Consider the following 20,419-nt stretch of genomic DNA (forward strand, 5'->3'; position numbering starts at 1 on the left):
CGGTTACTCCTCGTTCTGGCTGTTGAGCGGCAACCTCAGGATAAATGTTGTCCCCACACCTTCTTCCGATTCACAGCTAATCCGCCCGTTGTGTTTGTCCACCACTGTTGAGTAGACAATGGCCAGCCCCTGCCCTGTACCTTTTCCAACGGCTTTTGTGGTGAAAAAAGGGTCAAAAATGCGTTCACGGATCGCAGCAGGGATGCCGGAGCCATCATCTTTAACCCGAATCTCCATATACTCGCCATCCAGGGCGGTGGAAATAATGATGCGGCCCTTTTCTCTGACACCTTCTTTGATTGTGTCAGCAATGGCATGCGCAGCATTCACTACCAGGTTAAGAATAGCCTGGCCAATCATATCGCGCAGGCAGGGAACCGGTTGCAAGTTCTCCGCGAACTGTGTTTCAAGTTCTGCCACGTACTTCCATTCATTGCGGGCGACGGTCACCGTGGTGTTAATGACTTCGCGTATATCAACCCGCTCTTTTTTATCGAGTGAAGGATGAGAAAACTCCTTCATTGCGGAGACGATTTTGGCGATATGCCCCAGACCTTCCAGAGATTCGTCCAGAGCGCCGGGGATCTGGCGGCGAAGGAAATCCATTTTGGATCGCTTGAGGGCTGCATCGAACTCTGCCATCACGGGATCATCAGCCATTTTTACCCGTGCGGTATCCGCCAGCAGCAGCGCGGCATCCAGTAGCTTGAGCAGCGAGACGGTGGCCCCTTTAACAAACCCTACGTTATCGGAGACGTACTGAGTAGGTGTATTGATCTCATGGGCGATACCAGCGGCAAGCTGACCAATGGATTCCATCTTCTGGGCCTGAAGCAGTTGAGTCTGAGTAAAACGCAACTCGAGCAGCGCTTTTTCAAGTTCATGCCGCTCGTTCTCCAGCTCCTTAGTCTTGTGCGCGACCACTTTTTCAAGACCTACGTTCTGCTCCATAATGGCAAAAGGTGTCGCATGGTTTTGCCTTGCCTCTTGTGCAATACGGCGTTTAAGCACGTCGATGGTTTTATCGCGCGCAGCGAGCTTACGCTGGTAATCAGAGGCGGACATTTCCGCTACAGGCGCTGCTGGAATGGTGTCTTCATGCACTGTGTTTTCCTCCAATTGCCACGCCGGTGAACGTTTGATTTACGTGTAAGCCGTTGTACTGCTCACCGTAGGTCGAAAAACCAACGACCCGGTTCTCTATCATGACACTACCGATCTGCTGCTGAAGCCCTTCCTGCTCAAACTGGAGACGGCGCAGAATACAATCACAACCGATGATAACAGTGGGTTCTGGGATGATTTCGCGCACTTTTGCAAAAGCCTGCCTGAAGGTTTGCACCGGATCTTTTGCCGCGCCAATAGCGACGATCAATCCTTCCTCAATTGCACAGTAGCAAGTGATCGAAAGGTCTTCGTTTATTTTCTGTATAGAACGAACATAAGGTTCATCACCAAAGGAGAGCACCAGGGGATTACGTGAGAAAACGGTAGGGGTTAATTCATGCACCTCCAGACCCAGAGCTTCAGCATATACCTGGGCCGCTGGTTCGCCGTTTATCTCCAGAATAAGACGTTTCTCCGGGTCAGCCTCGGTGATAATAAGTTCTACTTCACTTGGCTCGAAGTGCTGAACTTTGAAGGTGGCAACTGGATTATGGGTTTCAACGACTGCGAATACCGCAGCATTGGAAATAAAATGCCCGTTACCATCATAAATATGAGTCTTTTCAAATCGCAGATCATCCCCCGCTGAACCACCTATAATGGGAACATTGCCAATTTGTTGGTAGAGGTTAGCGGCCAGGTGTTCTTCGGCCATTGAAAGGCCGTCAACCAGTAACAGGCCGAAGCGCTGCATATTAGGTCTGGCCTCAGTGTCAGAGCGGATAGTTTCTGCAATATCAGCAACCACCGCACTGTACTCAACCAAAGGCTGAATGATAAATGAGTGAGTGCGAAAGCCTCTGCCCAGCCCGATGCCAACCAGCCCGGAGTGTTGGAACCCCTCCGTGCCAATCTGGCCTGAGGAGGTACAGCCAATACATGAGCGAGTAAAAGTTTTTTTCAATTCCTGACCCAGCACCTCCAGGTCGTAATCCGGAGAACAAAAGAACAGAACAGTGTCGATATCTTTATTATTTAACTGGCTGGCAAACTCGGCCACCGCCGCGACCGGATCCTGCAACGCACTACTGGCATATTTGGGTTGAGTATTCACGACGAGTTCTCCTGTTTCAAATTTGAAACTTTCGCCTGGGGATCAGGAATGCATTCATAAGAAATTCTGTAAGATTGCTCTGTTAAGCCAGATTATGACTTTGTCGGATAAATAGCAAACAGGTAAAGGCCCTTTTTAAGAGCTGCTTTTTTGTATTTATGAGACGAGCGTTTATAATATTAAATCCTTTGTTTTCATATCGTTAATTAAAGAGTAATACTGTTTTTCGGTATGGGATGATTCGCAGGCTTCATTTAACAGCAATTTTTTAAAGTGTTCTCATTTTTGAGATCAATTTGCAGGCGGTGATTTGGCTTAGAAAGATATTTTATTTGTAAAACCTCCTAAATTCAGTTTTAACCGAACGCAAATACTGTGATCCAGATCGCCGGTTATAGATTAAAATGAAAGATCCCCTGGCAGAGATAGTTTCGTGGAAAATTAATTTTAGCCCGGTAGATACTGAAGTATGCTTGAGAGGACACTGTTGTAATTGATAAATAAATCAGTGCTAAACCACATGAAATGACAGATGCTGCTTATTCACTTTTCCAGGAAGCTTACTATGTTTTCACTGAAAGCTCTGAGCCTGATTTTGCTCTGCATTACATTACTATCGTTAGCAGCAAGTCTGGCCCAGGCATCACGTTACAATGAGTCTGGCGGCGAGAGCTGGGCAACCGCGCGACGAGACTCATCTGGCCAGGCCCCCGATCCGCAACGCTATTCACGTATGGCGATCGTTCAGGTTTATGCCGCTCCGACCTATGGCTGGAAAGGCGCGGTGGCAGTACACCCGTGGATTATCTATAAACGTGCCGGGGAAACCCGTTACAATCGTTATGAAGTTATTAGTTGGGGAAGCAGCGACAAAGTGCGCCGTAATAGCAACATAGCGGATGCCTACTGGTACGGTGCGCGACCACGTCTGCTGGTGGAGCATCGCGGTGCAGAGGCTGAAGCGATGATCCCCAAGATTACTGCGGCAATTGCCTCTTATCCCTGGCCGCAGACCTACCATGCCTGGCCTGGCCCTAATAGCAATACCTTCCTGGCACATATCGGGCGTGAAGTACCTGCGCTGAAGCTGGATCTGCCCGCTAATGCGATTGGCAAAGATTATCGTTCATTGCTCAACCCGATAGGATTACCGCCATCCGGGCGCGGCGTTCAGGTTTCAGTGCTTGGCGTTGCGGGGGTGACACTGGGAGCAGAGGAGGGCTTAGAAATCAATCTCCTCGGGCTGAATCTGGGATTAGGTTTCTCTCCGCTGCGGCTGCGTTTACCTTTCATCGGTGGGATTGGCAGTGATAATTTGCAAAAAGAAAATTCCGTCCCCTGATCTTGTCATGCACCGTTATATTTTTCCCCACGAGTGGCATTGTTTGTGAGCAGGCACTCAGATTTGTATGGCTGTGTGCAACTCTCAATGTTAACCGTCAGCATGTTTCGCAGATCATATTATTTACCCTGGTGCTTTCCCTCCAGCCGACACAAGATAACGAAAGTTATTTTGGTTGTCAGTTGACAACTTTATTGTGACGTCTGATACTGGAGGAAAATATGGCGCGTCGTTCTCATGCCATCAAGGAAATTGAAGCCGTACTCAAGCATGCTGAACAGCAGGGCTGGCGGGTAGTGTGCGGCGGCAGTCATGCCTGGGGGAAGATATATTGTCCCTGGAACAGTGGGCATTGTCGCTGCGGAGAGTTCTGCATCAGCTGCGTGTGGAGCACACCGAAAAATGCACTGAACCATGCACGGCAGCTCAGGCGGGTTGTGGATCACTGCACAATGCGTCAGCAATTTGAACGCAATGGAAGGAGTAAAATGCCATGGAATACACCTTTACACTGAAATATCAGTTATCTGATCAGGCGGAAATCAGCGATGAACTGATCGGGCGCCTGGCCACGGCGGGCTGTGATGATGCGCTAATTGGCCTGGGTATCCCGGGGCGTATCGCTCTGGAATTTATCCGCGAGGCTCCGTCTGCTCAACAGGCAATGGAGAGCGCATTACAGCAGGTAAGCAGCGTTTTAAAGGATGCGCGACTGTTTGAAGTCTCACCTGATTATGTTGGTCTGACGGAAGTCGCTGACCTGATTGGCGTTACGCGGCAAAATATGCGCAAGCTGATGCTGGCGCATTATCTTACGTTTCCGGCCCCGGTACATGAAGGTGTTGCCACTATCTGGCATCTTTCCGATGTGCTGGCATGGCTTGCAAATCGCGGGGGCTACCGTATTCCTGCTAACGTGCAGGAAGCGGCAGCCGCTGCGTTAAACCTCAATCTCAGCAAAGAGATTAAGCGGCATCGCGTTCTGCCAGATACTCCCTGACCATTTCATCAAATGACGCATTTGCTTTAAATCCAAGACGATTTGCATAGTCGGCCTGAAAGTCACCGGGCCAGGAGTTCACGATGCTGGAGACTGTCGGGTCTTGCTGATAGCTGATACGGGACAGCACGGCATCGCCGCTGATGCGTCTGAGCGAAGCCAGCATCTCTTCTACCGTGACGGAAAGACCGCAGAGGTTGATTACCCGCCCCTTGTCCAGCGCATCCGGCCTCAGTTCATGGCAGGATATCAGCGCCTGTACAGCTCTGGCCGGGGACATCAGCCACAGACGGGTGTCCGGGGCGACCGGGCAGTTCGCAGTTTCACCGTTGAGCGGTTCACGAATAATACCGCTGGCAAAACTGGAGGCGGCAGCATTAGGTTTGCCGGGGCGAACAACGATAGTTGGCATCCGCAGACTGCGCCCGTCCAGGAAACCTTTGCGGCTGTAATCTGATAGCAGCAGATCATTAATAGCTTTCTGGGTGCCGTAGGAGCTCTGCGGCATCCAGACCTGGTCGTCAGGTACTTTGTCAGGCAGCTGGCCGCCAAACACCGCCACCGAACTGGTGGTGACTAAGCGGATGCATTGTGGCAGTGAACGTAACCTTTCCATGATGTGGCGGGTGGCATCGACGTTGATTTTCATACCGAGATCAAAATCCTGTTCAGCCTGCCCGGAAACGACGGCGGCCAGATGAAACACAGTATCTGTGTGTGCATCTATTAACGTTTCCAGCCCGGAGGGGTCACTGATATCTCCACACAGAACGGTGAGCCGCGGGTCATCGAACTCTTTTAGCGGTGTGATATCAATGGCAGTAATGCGTCGGATTGCCTGTTGCTCTCCGCGAGCATTGTACAGCGAGCCTTTAGCCAGAAGTGCAGATACCAGTTTTTTACCCAGGAATCCGGCAGCGCCGGTAACAACGATATTCATAAGTGCCTCGTTTACGTTAGCGGTTGACGATGTGGCCGGGGATCAAAAAGATCGCCGCCGCCCCCACGAAAAGCGTGCAGGAGATAATCAACATTCCGGTCAGCGTGGAGTGGGTGAGATCGGATAAGATCCCCATCAGATAGGGGGCAACAAAACCTGCCAGGTTACCAAAAGAGTTAATCAGCGCGATGCCGATGGCGGCCATCGTACCGCCGAGAAAGGCTGTTGGCAGGCTCCAGAACAGCGGCAGAGTACTTAACCCTCCAGCCGCTCCCAGTGTCAGACCGAACATGGCAACCCACAGGCTGTCACTGAAAACTGCAGATATCACCATGCCTGCGCCACTGATAATGGCAATAATCGCCAGGTGCCAGCGGCGCTCACGGTGTTTGTCGGCGCTGCGTGAAGCCACCATCATGGTGACAATAGCGGCGGCGTAAGGAATGGTGGTCAGCAGGCCAACGGTAAAGACATCTTCAACTCCAGCGTTACGTACCAGCGTAGGTAGCCAGAAGCTGACAGTATAAAAACCGGCGATCAGGCAGAAGTAAATAAAGGTCAGCAGCCACAGTTTGCCGTTGCGCAGTACGCCGCTCAGAGTTACCTGTTTTTCAGAAGGAGATGTCTGTACTGCATCTTCCAGCAGGCGGTTTTTAAGAAGTTCTGTTTCGTCGGTGTTTAACCAGTGCGCATGTTCTATTCGGTCGGGTAATAGCCATAAGACAAGAATCCCGAGCAGCAATGATGGTGTCCCCTGAATAATAAACAGCCATTGCCAGCCGGTGAATCCATAAGCGTTATGAAAAATAGTCATTATCCAGCCGGACAATGGCCCGCCTAACAGACCTGACAATGGAACAGCGGCTGCAAACAGGGCAAACATTTTGCCGCGTCGATATGAAGGAAACCACAGCGAAAGATAGAGAATGACTCCGGGATAAAAGCCAGATTCCGTCAGCCCGAGCAGAAAACGCACGCTATAAAATTGAAAAGGCGTGGTGACCAGCGCTGTCAGCGGAGCGATTATCGCCCATAAAATCAGCAGTACAGCCAGCAGACGGCGGGCACCAAAGCGATGCAGCGCAATATTGCTCGGCACCTGGAAAAAGAAAAAGCCAACAAAGAAAATGCCTGCGCCTAAGCCGTAAACTGTTTCGGAAAAGGCGAGGTCGCTCGACATCTCCAGTTTCGCGATGCCAACGTTAATGCGATCAAGATAAGCAAAGATATAACAGATGGTCAAAAGGGGCAGGATGCGCCAGACGGTTCGCCTCCATGCGTTCTCTTCCATTTCGCTGACAGGCTGTGAGGTGAGTACCGATGTTGATGGATTCATAAGTGCTTCCTTTGTCGGGTAGAGTACGAACACATCCTTTCTTCGGGCAACAGTTATCCTGCTCCCGTGGTCGCAGGGGAAACCTGCGACACAGAAGAGGCAAACTAACGAGAAGGGTTGTTAATTTTTGTTAGGATAGGTGCTTCTTAAGGGAAAATCTGCGTAATTAATCACGAAAATAACCATTAATTATCAATTTATCACAATCTGCTTAACGTTCCGTTGATTAATGCAGAAGGAAGAGAGTGGCCAGTCCGAGGAAGATAAAGAAACCACCAGTGTCAGTCAGTGCAGTAATTAATACGCTCGATCCTACTGCGGGGTCGCGTTTCATTTTGATCATCAGTAACGGGATCAGTACGCCCATCAGTGCGGCCAGCAGCAGATTCAGTAGCATCGCCAGCATCATTACGCCGCCAAGCGCCGGGTTGCCGTACATCGCCCAGGTTACGCCACCCATAATACCGCCCCAGAAGAGGCCGTTGATCAGCGCCACTCCCAGTTCACGAGCGATAAGAAACGTAAAGTTACCCGGCTCTACCTGATGCAGTGCCAGAGCGCGTACGATCATAGTGATAGTCTGGTTACCGGTATTGCCACCGATTCCGGCGACGATAGGCATCAGCGCTGCCAGTGCGACCAGTTGTGAAATAGTGTGCTCAAACAGGCCAATAACCCTTGATGCGATAAAGGCAGTGCACAGATTGATTGCCAGCCAGGCCCAGCGGGTACGTACCGATTTTCTGACCGGAGCGAAGACATCCTCCTCCGGGTTAACGCCACCCATTTTACGAATATTGCTGTCATTCTCTTCGTTGAACAGATCGACAACATCTTCGATTTTCACGCGGCCCATCAGTTTGCCTTTCGCATCGATGACGGCAGCAGAAATCAGGTTATAACGCTCAAAGGAGCCTGCTGCATCTTCGGCCTTATCATCAATAAGGAAGGTGGTGGGGCGATTGTTCATCACCTCAAACACCATTTTATCTGGCGTGTTTAGCAGGATCTCAGTCAGCGGCAGCTCGCCAAGCAGGCGATTATTTTTATCGGTGATAAACAGTTTATCGGTACCATCGGGGATGGTCTTTCTGATGCGCAGAAAACGTTGAACGGTTGCCAGTGTCACATCGGCACGAACGGTCACCAGCTGGAAATCCATAATACGACCCACGCGGTCGCGGTCGAAATGCATCACGTCCAGTACGTGCGAACGCAGCGCCGGATTGAGTGAGGTTAGCAGGCGGCCGGTTAAATCACGCGACAGATATTTGGCCAGATAGGCCTGTTCATCTATATCCAGAGGAGCGATGGCACGCAGCAGATCGCGGTCGCTCATCTCTTCAATCAGGCTTTCCCAGACGCTCTCAGATGCTTCAACCAGAACCTGGCCGCGCCGATCGTTTCCGATCAGCTGCCATAACGCCAGACGTTCATCTTCCGGGAGTGCTTCCAGCAGGTCTGCAATATCGGCAGCATGCAGCAGGGGAAGGGTACTTTTAATTTCCGCGACCTGTTCGCGGTGTGCCTCTGCTTCTGCGGCGGATTCACGCAGGGGGCGATGGTGTAAAGTATCGACAAGATCTTTATCGTTCAGCAGAAGATTAAGAATACGGCTACGAACTTCAGCCAGTTGCTGAACATGGGAAGGCGCTACAGACATAAAACATCCTTTAGTCTGGCTAAAAAGGGAAAGACGAAACGAGGTTTTAGTCTAGCTGATTTCAAACGCAAGCAAGTCTGCAAAGGCTCCGAAAAGCATCTGCTTATGGTCATCCGGCGTTGCTACTTATCGTTAACGACGCTTGTGGGGATCGCAGGTAAGTTTTTTTTCTGCTGATGATGCTCAATGGCACCGGGCACCACATAAATCAGCCGCCCTAATAAGATGATGAAACTGACCAGCAGAATGACTCGGGTCATGCGTCCGGTTTTTTGACGTTTTCTGAATGACATAGCGCTGTTCACGCAGGCTTTCCTGTTGTTTGCCCTGCAGGGCGATGGGTAATTTACGCACAGGGAGCGTCACAGGTCAATGGGGGAGGGCCATGTCAGGGCGTAAGTACGATCATCGACGCATTTTTTTTAAAGCGTAATAAATTGTACCTGTTTCTAAGTAGAGTTAATGGTTTTTAATTTGATTTAAGTCAACCTGATATAGGGTTTGGTTCATATTATAAGGCAATATTCAATGAAGTTTTTCCGATACTAATCACTATTATCGTTTGATTTATGAAGGACGCATGCGCAAAATTCTCTACAAATTCGCCTTAAATCAATGAAAAAGTCTGCCCTGCTAAAAGGCTGTGCCCGCCACTGGTGGGGGCTGCCAATGCTACTCTCCCTGCTGTTATTACCGCTGGCTTCATCGCTATCGTTCAGACTGTGGATTCCAGGCGGCTATGTTTATCTGATCTACCTGCCGCTGGCGATGATGATTGCCATGTTAATGGTGTTTGACTGGGCCGCTCTGCCTGGTATTTTTGCCGCTTTATGCCTGCATTATTTCCAGCGCTACACGGGAGTGCAGGCGATGATGATTATTTCCATCTTTATGACCACGCTGGTGCTGTGCTGGTGGGGGTATCGCAGTCAGGAAAAATCGCGCTGGTGCATCAGTTTTGGCAACCTGTATCAGGTGAGTGAGCGTCTCTTTTGGCTGGCTTTCGCTATGCCAACACTGTTTATCATTTTGAATCAATTAGTCATGCTGTCGGATATTCTTCCGGAAGAGAACTCGATTTTTGTGCCGGATTCTTCCTCCATGCATGCCCTGCTTAACTATCAATCGACACTGCTGGCCGCGCTTGCTCTGGTGCCGCTGTGCTATTTTTCAATTCGTATTTTCTGCAATCCCCGATTTCTGTTTATTTTGATATTCCGCTGTAAACGCCAGTTTTCTCCAACGGTGACGTTACGCGAGTGGCTGATCTGGATGGCGTTGTTAATTGCATCACTGATGATGCTGACGCAGCTGATAAGCACGCCGGATAATTTGGTCGCCACTGAATATGGCGTACCTATATTGCTACCGCTGATGCTGTGGGCTGCACTGCGCTTTGGCTATATTTTTACTACCCTGTGTTGGGGAATGTTATTGTTGGTGCTTTATCAGTTCCACAAGTTTTTTATCAGTTCGGCAATAGAACCCCATGGCCTGGCAATAATCTCAGCCAACCTTCTGGCCTTTACGCTCACCATCTTACTGATGTCAGATATCTGTACCCGCCAGCGGCGGTTACTGGCTAAAGCCCGGGAGATGGCAATGACAGATCCGGTGATAGGGTTGCCGAATTTGCGTGCTCTAACCCGGGATCTGGTTGCCAGCTCCGAATCTGCACTCTGTTTCCTCAGAATTCCCGATCTTGACCGCCTGAGCCGTACCTACGGTTTGCAGCTGCGCATCCAGTATAAACGCAGTCTTGCCGTGCATTTGCAGCCGTGCCTGCTGGCCGGAGAGGATATCTATCAGCTGCCCGGTTTTGACCTGGTATTACGGCTGAATACCGCCGCCCACCAGTCAAGAATTGAAGGTATAGAAGTCCGCCTTAAAGATTACCATCTCAGCTGGGATGGTCTGCCGATTCATCCGGACGTTGGCATTAGCTACTGTACGATTACGGCACCGGTCGTGCATCTTTATGAACTGCTGGGGGAGATGAGTGCGATGGCGGAAATGTCGCTACGCAGCGGTCACGCGGAAAATATGCAGCGACCACAGAGTGTCCCGGTACAGCGGCAAATCACGGGAAAGCTGGAGATACTGCATGATATTCAGCAGGCATTACTGCGCGGTGGTTTTCGTCTTATGACACAAAGGATACGTGGCGTTCGTGGCAATGACTACCATGAGATTTTGCTGGAGATGGTCACTGTGCAGGGGGAACGTATCAAGCCATCGCAGTTTATGCCGGTAGTGCGGGAGTTCGGTCTGACATGGGAAGTGGATCGGCTGATGTTGGATCAGGCGCTGGAGTTTATCCATTTTCATCGCGAAACATTCCCCGGCATTCGTCTTGCAGTTAACTTTTTCGCGGCAACCCTGTGCCGGCCACAGTTTGTGGAAGAAATTGCGTCCCGTCTCAATGAAAATGATATTGAGGCCTGGCAGCTGATTATTGCGGTTGAAGAGTCAGCGATTCTTAGCGACCACAGCTGGGGTTATCGTACTATCGCCCAGTTACGCCATATTGGCTGTCGCGTGGCGATTGATGATTTTGGCAATGGCTATTCAAGCTATGCCCGCCTGAAAATGATTCAGGCAGATATACTAAAAATCGACGGCAGCTTTATTCAGAATATGCAGAACAACAGCCTTGATTATCAGATTATACAATCTATTTGCGCCATGGCTCGTCTGAAGCGGATGCAGGTGGTCGCGGAAGGGGTGGATACGGAAGAGATGGCCGTTGAACTCAGAAAACTGGGGGTAGATTATCTGCAAGGTCGAATCGCCGGCCTGCCTGTATCGCTCAATGACCTGGCCTCTACCGAGGCAGAAGCCAGGTCAGGTGTCAGGCTTTAACACTGCCTTTTTGCGCCAGTAAAGTAGCAAAACGCAGGGAAATCCGCTGACCGTTTTCATCGGTTCTGTGCAGCTGGCCGACATTTTCGTTGTATTTAACGATATGCCATTTGCGGTAATAGTTGCTCAGTTCACCTGACTTAAAGGTGAACGGAAAGTCCAGCGTACAGGGATAGTCACTGGTGTCCATTGCGGCAACAATCAGATTGTAACCATCGCGTACTGTGCTGGCCTGCATATCTGCTATCAGCTGCGGGATAGTTTCTGGTTGTAGAAACATCATCACTACGGTGGATAATACCAGGTCGTAAGCACCGTTAAAACGCAGTGAATTGAGATCCTTTTCGGCAGTGTGGATGCCGTTAAGCTGTTCCGTTTCAATAATATGGTTAAGTCGTGCCAGGCTGGTCAGGTTTTTATCCCAGGCAGTAACCTCGAAACCTTTGCTGTTTAAATAGAGCGTGTTACGTCCGCTGCCGCATCCGACGTCCAGCGCACGTCTGCCACTAACAAAAGGCAACGCAGCGACCACTTCGGAGTGGGGAGCGGTGAGTTCATACTGCTTGCTAAAGTCTTGTTCCGTTTGTTGAGTCATAATTGTCAGTTCATTCATTTTTAGTCGGCCATGCCGTTGGCGGACTTAAAAAGGGCACCCCTGCGTTAAACAGGCAGGGGTGGGTTGATTTCACCAGCGCTTAACTCTCTTCCTGAATAGTCAGCTGCCAGCCGGTAACATCTTTCCAGTAAGTCTGTTCACGTTCCAAATCAAGCTGAACCAGATTGTTCTGGCTGAAGTAATCTTTTGGGAACGTCAGAGTCCAGTTACCGTCATCGGTTTGCAGTTGAAGCTCGCTAGGCTTGGTAGTCGCCTGACGCTGATTGTTGAGCAACGCGCCCAGACGTAACAGGAAGACCAGCGGCAGAAACTGCTTACGTTTAAACAGCGTGAGACGCGGCATATCCTCTACTTTCACGCCCTTACGATGATAACGTACCAGCGTGGCCAGCAGTGTTTGTTGATCCTGGTTAAAGCCTGGAAGATTGGTATTTTGCAGGATATAAGCTGAGTGACGCTGCATGCCGCTATGGTTAATCGTCAGCCCAACTTCATGCAGCATTGCGGCCCACTTCAGCAACGCGCCAAGCTGCGGATTCGCCTGTCTGGTGTTTTGCTCGCGCCACTGTTCATAAAGTGCTTCGGTAGTTTCCAGTACTCTGCGAGCCTGATCGCTGTCGATGGCATAATGATTCGCCAGACTCTGTGCGGTACGGCTGCGGATATCCTGGTGACGGAAGCGACCCTCCATTTCATACAGCACGCCTTCACGCAGCGCACCGTCTGACAGACGCAGCTCGCGAATGGCAAGCGCATCAAACACACCGCAGAGAATGGCGAGCCCGGGAACAAACACCCCTTTGCGTTCGTCAGAGAGACCGGGCAGGCTAAGAGCATCAAAGGATTTGTGCTTGATCACCTCGTCGTAGAGCATTTCGAGGCGCTCAGGGGTGATCAGCTTATCTTTCTCACCCATCGCCTGTAACACCTCACAGGCAGCTTTGATGGTACCGGACGCACCCAGGGCAAACTGCCAGCCCATCAGACGGTACTGCCACGCCAGAGTTTCCAGTTTTTGAACCGCCGCCAGCCGTGCACGGTTGAAGTTCTCTTTGCTGATGATGCCGCCAGGGAAATAGAGATTGGCAAAGCTAACGCAGCCCATGCGGCGGCTCTCTACCAGCTTAGGTTCGAAATCTTCACCAATGACCAGCTCAGTCGATCCTCCGCCAATATCGATCACCAGCTTACGGCCTTTTTCCGGCTGGGTATGCTCTACGCCCATAAAGATCAGACGAGCTTCTTCATGGCCGGAGATCACCTCAATCGGGTAAGGGATCACGTCGGCTGCACGCTGAAGGAAATCTTCCGCGTTAACGGCCTGGCGCAGGGTATGTGTGCCAACAATAGTGACATTTGCCTGGCTGAAACCCTGCAAACGCTCGGCGAATAGCGCCAGACAGCTTAAACCACGCTGAATGGCTTCTTCGCTCAACACATTGTTGTTATCCAGGCCGTCAGCCAGATGTACGCGCTGTTTCAGGCGACCGAGCACCTGCATTGCCCCGTCAACTACGCGGGCAATCACCATGTGAAAACTGTTCGAACCCAGATCGATGGCAGCAAATTCCTGCGGTTTGGGCGTACTTTTATGGGAAATTGGCATAGTGATTAGTCAGGTTGCTCGAGAGTTTTAATGTAATCGTAAATTGCCAGCTGTGCCCGAACCTTGCGGCGATTTCCGCGAGGGACATAACGGTTGCTTAACTCTTTATCGACGAAACGTGCCTTTAGCGTATCACTTAACAGGATGGCAATAATATCCAGCACACGCTGTTTCAGAATAGGGTCAAGGATAGAGACGGCTACTTCAATACGATAATCGATGTTGCGTGTCATCCAGTCCGCTGAGGAGAGGAATACTTTTTTATCGCCGCCGTTATCAAAAATATAGACCCGATCGTGCTCCAGATAGCGATCCACAATGCTGATCACACGAATATTTTCGCTAATCCCTTCCAGATTTGGGATAAGCGAGCACATTCCACGCACCAGCAGATTAACTTTAACGCCAACGCTGGAGGCGGTGTAAAGCCGGTCAACCAGCCCCTTGTCTACCAGATTGTTGATTTTTAACGTAATGCCCGCGCTGATGCCTTTCTGCGCATTGGCGATTTCGGCATCGATCAGCTGATACAGCATTTTGCGCGAGTTCTGCGGTGACACCATCAGATGTTCAAAGCTAACCGGTCGATAAGGGTTTTCGATAAAGTTAAACACCCGGCGCACTTCATTAGTGATGCGCGCATCGGCGGTCAGCAGCGAGTAGTCGGTGTAGATACGGGCGGTTTTCTCGTTAAAGTTACCGGTGCCAATATGGGCGTAACGGGCGATTTCACCGTTTTCCCGGCGCGAAATCAGGAACAGCTTGGCGTGGATCTTCAGCCCCGGGGCAGAGAAAATCACATGCACCCCGGCTTCCGTCAGGCGTTTCGCCCAGTGGATATTTGCCTCTTCATCGAAGCGGGCCTGCAATTCCACCACCACGGTCACTTTTTTACCGTTATAAGCAGCATGGATCATCGCATCGATGATGCGCGAATTTTTAGCCACGCGGTAAATATTGATTTTTATCGCCAAAACCGACGGATCAAACGATGCCTGGCGTAACAGTTCAAGCACGTGCTCGAAGGTGTGGTATGGGTAGTAGAGCAGGACGTCACGGTTGCGGATGGCATCAAAACCATTGCGGAAACGATCGAACCAGATATGACGTAGTTGAGGCAGCGGTTTATTCACCAGATTGGCTTTACCCACGTTCGGGAAGCTGATGAAGTCTTTAAAATTATGATAGCGGCCGCCGGGCACGATGGAGTCGTAATTGGAGATATTCAGCTTGTTTCTCAGCAGTTCAACCATCGCATCAGGCATATCGCGCTGATAAACAAACCGAACTGGTTCGGCGTTCAGGCGCTGCTTCAGGCTCGAAGACATCAGCTCCAGCAGGCTCGATTCCATCTCGGTGACCAGGTCATACTCGGCATCACGCGTCATCTTCATCGAATAGGCATTCAGGGCGTCGAAGTCAAAGAAGCCGCGGAAAATTTCGCCCAGGCAATAGCGCAGAATATTATCCAGCAGGATCATTGGTTTTCTGCGGCGCGGGGTTTCAGGCGGCAGATTGACAAAACGCGGAACTTTATCGGACGGGATTTCCAGCAGCGCATAGCGAATATCTTCGCCGCGAATGATTTCCACCGCCAGATAGGTGTAGTCATCTTTCAGGAATTCAATCAGATCGGTGTCATGATTGATCAGAATTGGCGTAATGTGCTGGCGCAGATGATGTTTAAAATAGTGGCGCAGCCAGCTTTGCTGATTAGGAGAGAGCTGGCGTTCGTTAATCAGGAAGATCTGATTTCGCGCCATCTCCAGCAGCAGGTCGTTATACAGGCTGTCGAACTCCTGGTCGGCTTTTAATACGCGCGCCTGAATTTTTTTCAGCAGATGGCGTGGCGTGCTGGGGGAACCCTGTTCCTCTCCAATCAGAATGCGTCGTTTGAGGTCGGCAAAGCGAACTTTGTAAAACTCTTCCAGATTATTGGAATAAATACCGAGAAAGCGCATACGCTCGATAAGCGGGTTAGTTTTGTCAGCCGCTTCTTGTAAAACGCGTTCATTAAAGGATAACCAGCTTAACTCTTTCTCTATATACAGCTTTTCCTGACCCATTTTTACCCCGTTCGACCGATTCAGGATGAAGGTATCCATTGTCCTGCAACATTATGGCGAGAGTATGGCAGCATTGTCCAATGCCCGGTTAATGTTGATTGTCTTATTAATCACATACGGGCAACATAGCGGCTTCGAAGCACAATGGAAATCCACTCTGATATGACTGACCGCCCAATCCCTGTTCACGATAACGCCGGGCGCCGCCGCATGATCGACAGGCTGACTCGACGTGTAGTAACGGCGTGCGGGGTGGCGATTCTGCTGGTAATGACGCTGCTGTTCTTCTGGTTGATTTGGGTGGTGGTGCCGCTCTTTATCAGTCCCGGAATGCATGCGGGCAATCAGATAAAACTCTGGCAGAGCAGCCCGGCGATTGCAATGGGTATGGACAGGCAGCAGCGCTGGGGCTGGCGAATTGATCATCAGGGCAGCGGGCGCTTTATGCCGCTCAGTGCTGAACCCCCATCTGCTGAATTAACGCTGTTACGCGGTGACATACGCGCCAGCGCCAGTGCCGACCATGAAAGCGTGCTGCTGTTGTCAGATAGCGGCGCAATGGTGCTGGTAAAACCTGATTTTCCTCAAGGGGAAGAGCCGCGCTGGAAATTCCCTCTGGGGGATGTTCCCCTCTCCAGCGGTGAAGAGCACGTTCGCCAGTTCAGCCTGGCACAGAGCGCTGATAACCGCTGGCAGGTGGCGCTGGCCACTGCCGACCACATTACCCTGTGGCGGCTGGAAGCACAGCAGCCCGCGCAGAACTCGCGCCTGAACGTACGCGATGTTGACCATCTGCTGTTATCCCCTGATGGCAGTCTGCTGTTCGCACTTTCCGGCGCTCAACTGCGCGTCTGGCGTATCGGTAACGGTGAGCCGCAACTGCGTGATTCTCTGATGCTGGCCGAACCTCCTGAAAGCATGATGTTATTAAGCGGCGGCAGTTCATTACTCATCGCTTATGATCATGGTATTTCCCAGTGGTTTGATATTGCCAGCAGCAGCGGCCCGCACCTCCGCCAGATTCGTCATTTTAACGGCGCACAGTGGCAACCTCTGATGTTTACTGAGCCTCATCGCCGCGTATTTGGCACACTCAGCCCGCAGGGGGAGCTGAAGCTGTTTGCCAGTAAGCAGGACGGTGCGATCCTGAGCCGTCAGCTTGGCGCCGGCATTGAGCTGGCGCAGTTCTCGCCGGAAGGTGACGGACTGCTGCTGGAGCGTGCCGGAAGCTGGCAGCATTATCGGCTGACTAATCCCTGGCCGGATATCAGCTGGCGCAATCTGTGGCAGAAAGTCTGGTATGAAAACTACCCGGAACCTGACTATGTCTGGCAGTCAACTTCAGCCAATGACTATTATCAGGGGAAATTTAGCCTGGTGCCGATGGTGGTGGGTACGCTAAAAGCTGCCGGACTGGCGATGCTGTTTGCCACTCCGCTGGCGCTGGCGGCTGCGATGTACACCGCGTGGTTTATGACACCTCAGCTGCGCCGCTGGGTTAAACCCTCAATCGAAATGATGGGGGCGCTGCCCAGCGTAGTGATCGGGCTGATTGCCGGTCTGTGGCTGGCACCGAAAATAGCCGACAGGCTGCTGGGAGTACTGCTGCTCCCCTTGCTGCTGGCTGGGGTGCTGTTGCTGTGTGGCTGGCTGATGCAAAAACTGCCGCCACGCTGGCGTCGATGCTGGTTTGCTGAAGGGCGCGAGGTATTGCTGTTATTACCGCTGTTATTGTTAACCGCTGTTTTTGCCCTCTGGGCGATCCCACTTGCCGAGCAGGCGCTCTGGGGACAGGGGCTGGCCGCACGTCTCAGCGTTGACTATCAGCAGCGCAATCTGCTGGTGGCGGGAGTGGCGATGGGCTTTGCGCTGGTACCCCTTATTTTTACTCTCTCCGAAGATGCTATTTTCAGTGTTCCTGCATCGCTGGGACAGGGATCGCTGGCGCTGGGTGCAACACAATGGCAAACCCTGACGCGCGTTGTGCTGCCGGGAGCTTCATCCGGAATCTTCGCCGCCCTGATGATTGGTTTTGGCCGGGCAATAGGGGAAACCATGATCGTACTGATGGCCACTGGTAACACTCCGGTCACCGACGGCGGCCTGTTTGAAGGCCTGCGTTCGCTGGCGGCCAACGTGGCGGTTGAAATGCCGGAAGCCGCAGCGGGCAGTGCCCATTATCGTATTCTGTTCTTATCCGCACTGGTGCTGCTGATATTTACGCTGGTGGTGAATACCGCTGCTGAAGTTGTGCGTCAGCGACTGCGCCAGCGTTACAGCCAGCAGGAGGTGCAGGGATGAATGCCGTGAAGAACAATCATCGCTGGCGCTGGCTTACCGGTGGAGCCGTGGCCGTCAGTTTACTGGCTTTCCTGTTGCTGATTACGCTGCTGGCCTGGCAGGGGCTGCGCTATTTCTGGCCGCAGCCGCTGGAGTTGTTCACGCTGAATACTCCGGACGGCCAGGTACAGATACTGGGTGAGGTTACTCAGCAGCAGCAGGTGTCGCGTCAGCAGCTGGTTGACAGCGGGCGGTATAACGCGGCCGAACTGCCTGACAGCGTGACGCGCTATCTGATTAAAACCGGTAATCGTGATTTTGATGCCCCTGACTTCCGCTCGGTGCTTGCAAGCGACATTATCTCCAGGGAAAAACCGCCTTATGCCATCGTGCTGCAACGGCGTAACGGGGGCAATGCCTACGGCTGGTTTGATGGCCTGCGCGAAGATCGCCATCTGTTAACCTCAAAAAATCCCGGCCAGACGTTACAGCAGCGTTTGCTGCAAACTCGTCAGCGTATTGATGAAGCGGAAAAGCTTCGTCGCAAGAATATGGCAAGACTTAATGCTCAGATGGAGACGCTGGAGCAGCAGCGCCAGCGCCAGCAAAGCGAGCAGCGCTACACTCCCGAAGCACAGTCTGTCTATCAGTCCGCTCGCGCTGAATTGCAACGCCAGTTTGCCCGTCAGACCGCCAGACTGGCAACGCTACAGCGCGAAAGTAACAATACGTCGCTGCTGCTGCGCGATGCCAGCGGTGTACAGCATGAGATCCCGTTGGCTCAAATTATTGCCGCCTGGCAGCCCAATGCCATGACTACCGGCATGAAGTGGCGCCATTTCGGCAGCCAGCTTTGGCACTTTGTCAGTGATTCTGGCGGCGGCAGCCAGGGGGAGGGCGGTGTCTTCCCGGCGATCTTCGGTACGGTGTTAATGGTGCTGCTGATGTCTGTAGTTGTTATGCCGCTGGGCGTGATTGCCGCCATCTGGCTGCATGAATATGCCGGACGCAATCTGTTAACCCGGCTGGTGCGTATTGCGGTGGTCAACCTGGCGGGTGTTCCATCGATTGTGTATGGCGTATTTGGCCTCGGCTTCTTTGTCTGGCTGATGGGCGGCAGTCTCGATCGCTTGTTCTTCTCTGCTGCGCTGCCAAACCCGACCTTCGGTACCCCCGGTCTGCTCTGGGCTTCTCTGACCCTGGCACTGCTGACGCTGCCGGTGGTGATCGTAGCCACCGAAGAGGGGCTGTCGCGTATTCCTGGCTCATTGCGCCAGGGAGCGCTGGCCCTGGGCGCGACGCAGGCGGAGACGCTGTGGCACGTGGTGTTACCGCAGGCGGTACCGGCAATGCTGACCGGGCTTATTCTGGCGGTGGCGCGTGCTGCCGGAGAAACTGCTCCGCTGATGCTGGTAGGGGTAGTGAAAATGGTGCCGGAGCTGCCGATAGACTCGCTGTTCCCTTATTTACATCTGGATCGTAAATTTATGCATCTTGGTTTCCAGATTTACGATCTGGCATTCCAGAGCCCAAATGCCGAAGCCGATCGTCCGCTGGTGTTTGCCACGGCCCTGCTGCTGGTGCTGCTGATCCTGGGGTTGAACCTGATGGCGATGTTACTTCGCCATCGTCTGCGCGAGCGCTACCGTGCGCTGATGCATTAACACGGAATTCCGTTATGAATGTGACTTTTGATGATAACGATACCGCGCTTGAGCTCGACAATCTCTGTTTGTGGTATGGCAATAAACCCGCGCTGAACAATATCAGCCTGCGGGTGCCCAAAAACCGCATTACCGCATTGATTGGACCATCAGGCTGCGGAAAATCGACCCTGTTACGCTGTTTTAACCGCATGAACGATCTGATAGACGGTTGCCGTATTGAAGGAGATATCCGTCTGCAACAGCAGTCGATCCTCAGCCCTAATCAGGATCTCTCCGCACTACGCCGGCGCGTTGGCATGGTGTTTCAGCGCCCCAATCCGTTTCCGAAAACCATATATGACAATGTGGTATATGGGCTGCGGCTGATGGGCGTACGCGACAGGCGAGTGCTGGATGAAGCAGTGGAGCGAGCTTTGCGTGCAGCGGCGCTGTGGGTCGAGGTGAAAGATAATCTGTGGCAGAACGCCCTGACGCTGTCGAGCGGACAGCAGCAGCGGCTGGTGATAGCCAGAGCAATTGCTATTGAGCCAGAAATATTGCTGCTTGATGAGCCTACATCGGCGCTGGATCCCATCTCCACGCTGGTGATAGAAGAGCTGATGACGTCATTGAAGCAGCATTTCACCCTGATTCTGGTGACGCACAATATGCAGCAGGCAGCGCGCGTCTCTGACTATACCGCGTTTATGCATCAGGGGAGTGTGGTGGAGTTTGGTATGACTGATGAGCTGTTTACGGCACCGCGACAGCGTCGTACGGAGGATTACATTACCGGAAGGTATGGTTAAACAGAGGATAATCGCGGGTCAGGCAGGCCAGA

Annotated in this window: 15 protein-coding genes; 6 read left to right on the forward strand and 9 right to left on the reverse strand. The window is 52.0% G+C overall.

Annotated features, from left to right (window positions below; all coding sequences use genetic code 11):
- Positions 1-3: 3 nt before the first annotated feature.
- Both GN242_RS05310 and GN242_RS05315 read right to left on the reverse strand, forming a co-directional pair.
- Positions 4-1,065 carry a sensor histidine kinase gene (locus GN242_RS05310; protein WP_154753895.1) on the reverse strand — a complete coding sequence of 354 codons (1,062 nt, stop codon included), beginning with the start codon at positions 1,063-1,065 and terminating at the stop codon, positions 4-6.
- A gap of 31 nt (positions 1,066-1,096) precedes the next feature.
- On the reverse strand, positions 1,097-2,221 hold the full coding sequence (locus tag GN242_RS05315) for an FIST N-terminal domain-containing protein (protein ID WP_156287008.1): 1,125 nt from the start codon (positions 2,219-2,221) through the stop codon (positions 1,097-1,099).
- A 565-nt stretch (positions 2,222-2,786) separates the two neighbouring features.
- Between GN242_RS05315 and GN242_RS05320 the strand changes: the two genes are divergently transcribed.
- Together GN242_RS05320 and GN242_RS05330 are read left to right on the forward strand one after the other, a co-directional pair.
- Positions 2,787-3,563 carry a DUF3750 domain-containing protein gene (locus tag GN242_RS05320; protein WP_156287009.1) on the forward strand — a complete coding sequence of 259 codons (777 nt, stop codon included), beginning with the start codon at positions 2,787-2,789 and terminating at the stop codon, positions 3,561-3,563.
- Positions 3,564-4,056: 493 nt separating this feature from the next.
- Positions 4,057-4,563, forward strand: a complete 507-nt coding sequence (locus GN242_RS05330; RefSeq protein ID WP_154753812.1) for a helix-turn-helix transcriptional regulator — start codon at positions 4,057-4,059, stop codon at positions 4,561-4,563.
- Here the strand turns inward: GN242_RS05330 and denD are convergent.
- From denD to GN242_RS05350, 4 genes are all read right to left on the reverse strand, one after another.
- A complete protein-coding gene (gene denD / locus GN242_RS05335) occupies positions 4,529-5,503 on the reverse strand; it encodes a D-erythronate dehydrogenase (protein WP_156287011.1) in 975 nt (324 codons plus the stop codon). The genes GN242_RS05330 and denD overlap by 35 nt on opposite strands.
- Before the next feature lie 16 nt (positions 5,504-5,519).
- On the reverse strand, positions 5,520-6,839 hold the full coding sequence (locus GN242_RS05340; protein WP_156287012.1) for an MFS transporter: 1,320 nt from the start codon (positions 6,837-6,839) through the stop codon (positions 5,520-5,522).
- A gap of 226 nt (positions 6,840-7,065) precedes the next feature.
- On the reverse strand, positions 7,066-8,502 hold the full coding sequence (gene mgtE, locus GN242_RS05345; protein WP_154753814.1) for a magnesium transporter: 1,437 nt from the start codon (positions 8,500-8,502) through the stop codon (positions 7,066-7,068).
- A gap of 122 nt (positions 8,503-8,624) precedes the next feature.
- Positions 8,625-8,807 (reverse strand): YfgG family protein, encoded by a 183-nt coding sequence (locus tag GN242_RS05350; protein WP_156287013.1) that lies wholly within the window; start codon positions 8,805-8,807, stop codon positions 8,625-8,627.
- A gap of 310 nt (positions 8,808-9,117) precedes the next feature.
- Here GN242_RS05350 and GN242_RS05355 point away from each other — a divergent pair, with 310 nt between their 5' ends.
- Positions 9,118-11,364 carry a sensor domain-containing phosphodiesterase gene (locus GN242_RS05355; RefSeq protein WP_154753816.1) on the forward strand — a complete coding sequence of 749 codons (2,247 nt, stop codon included), beginning with the start codon at positions 9,118-9,120 and terminating at the stop codon, positions 11,362-11,364.
- On the opposite strand, the gene tehB is transcribed toward GN242_RS05355, so the two are convergent.
- The 3 genes from tehB to ppk1 all read right to left on the reverse strand — a co-directional run bounded on the left by tehB (position 11,354) and on the right by ppk1 (position 15,652).
- Positions 11,354-11,959 carry a tellurite resistance methyltransferase TehB gene (gene tehB / locus GN242_RS05360; protein ID WP_154753817.1) on the reverse strand — a complete coding sequence of 202 codons (606 nt, stop codon included), beginning with the start codon at positions 11,957-11,959 and terminating at the stop codon, positions 11,354-11,356. The genes GN242_RS05355 and tehB overlap by 11 nt on opposite strands.
- Positions 11,960-12,059: 100 nt before the next feature.
- Positions 12,060-13,586: an exopolyphosphatase gene (ppx, locus tag GN242_RS05365; protein WP_154753818.1), complete on the reverse strand. Its 1,527-nt coding sequence runs from the start codon at positions 13,584-13,586 to the stop codon at positions 12,060-12,062.
- Positions 13,587-13,591: 5 nt separating this feature from the next.
- Positions 13,592-15,652, reverse strand: coding sequence for a polyphosphate kinase 1 (ppk1, locus tag GN242_RS05370; protein WP_154753819.1), 2,061 nt, complete (start codon positions 15,650-15,652; stop codon positions 13,592-13,594).
- 144 nt (positions 15,653-15,796) lie between these two features.
- Here ppk1 and GN242_RS05375 point away from each other — a divergent pair, with 144 nt between their 5' ends.
- From GN242_RS05375 to pstB, 3 genes are read left to right on the forward strand one after another with little or no spacing between them, the layout of a single operon-like run.
- The gene (locus GN242_RS05375) at positions 15,797-17,953 is read left to right on the forward strand and encodes an ABC transporter permease subunit (RefSeq protein WP_156287014.1); all 2,157 of its coding nucleotides are present in this window, start codon (positions 15,797-15,799) and stop codon (positions 17,951-17,953) included.
- Complete coding sequence (gene pstA, locus GN242_RS05380; protein ID WP_156287015.1) at positions 17,950-19,596, forward strand: phosphate ABC transporter permease PstA; 1,647 nt, start codon at positions 17,950-17,952, stop codon at positions 19,594-19,596. Before GN242_RS05375 ends, pstA begins: the two co-directional genes overlap by 4 nt.
- Positions 19,597-19,610: 14 nt before the next feature.
- Complete coding sequence (pstB, locus tag GN242_RS05385; RefSeq protein ID WP_156287016.1) at positions 19,611-20,387, forward strand: phosphate ABC transporter ATP-binding protein PstB; 777 nt, start codon at positions 19,611-19,613, stop codon at positions 20,385-20,387.
- The last annotated feature ends 32 nt before the right edge of the window (positions 20,388-20,419 follow it).

Source organism: Erwinia sorbitola (assembly GCF_009738185.1).
In the GTDB taxonomy this organism is placed as follows: Bacteria; Pseudomonadota; Gammaproteobacteria; order Enterobacterales; family Enterobacteriaceae; genus Erwinia; species Erwinia sorbitola.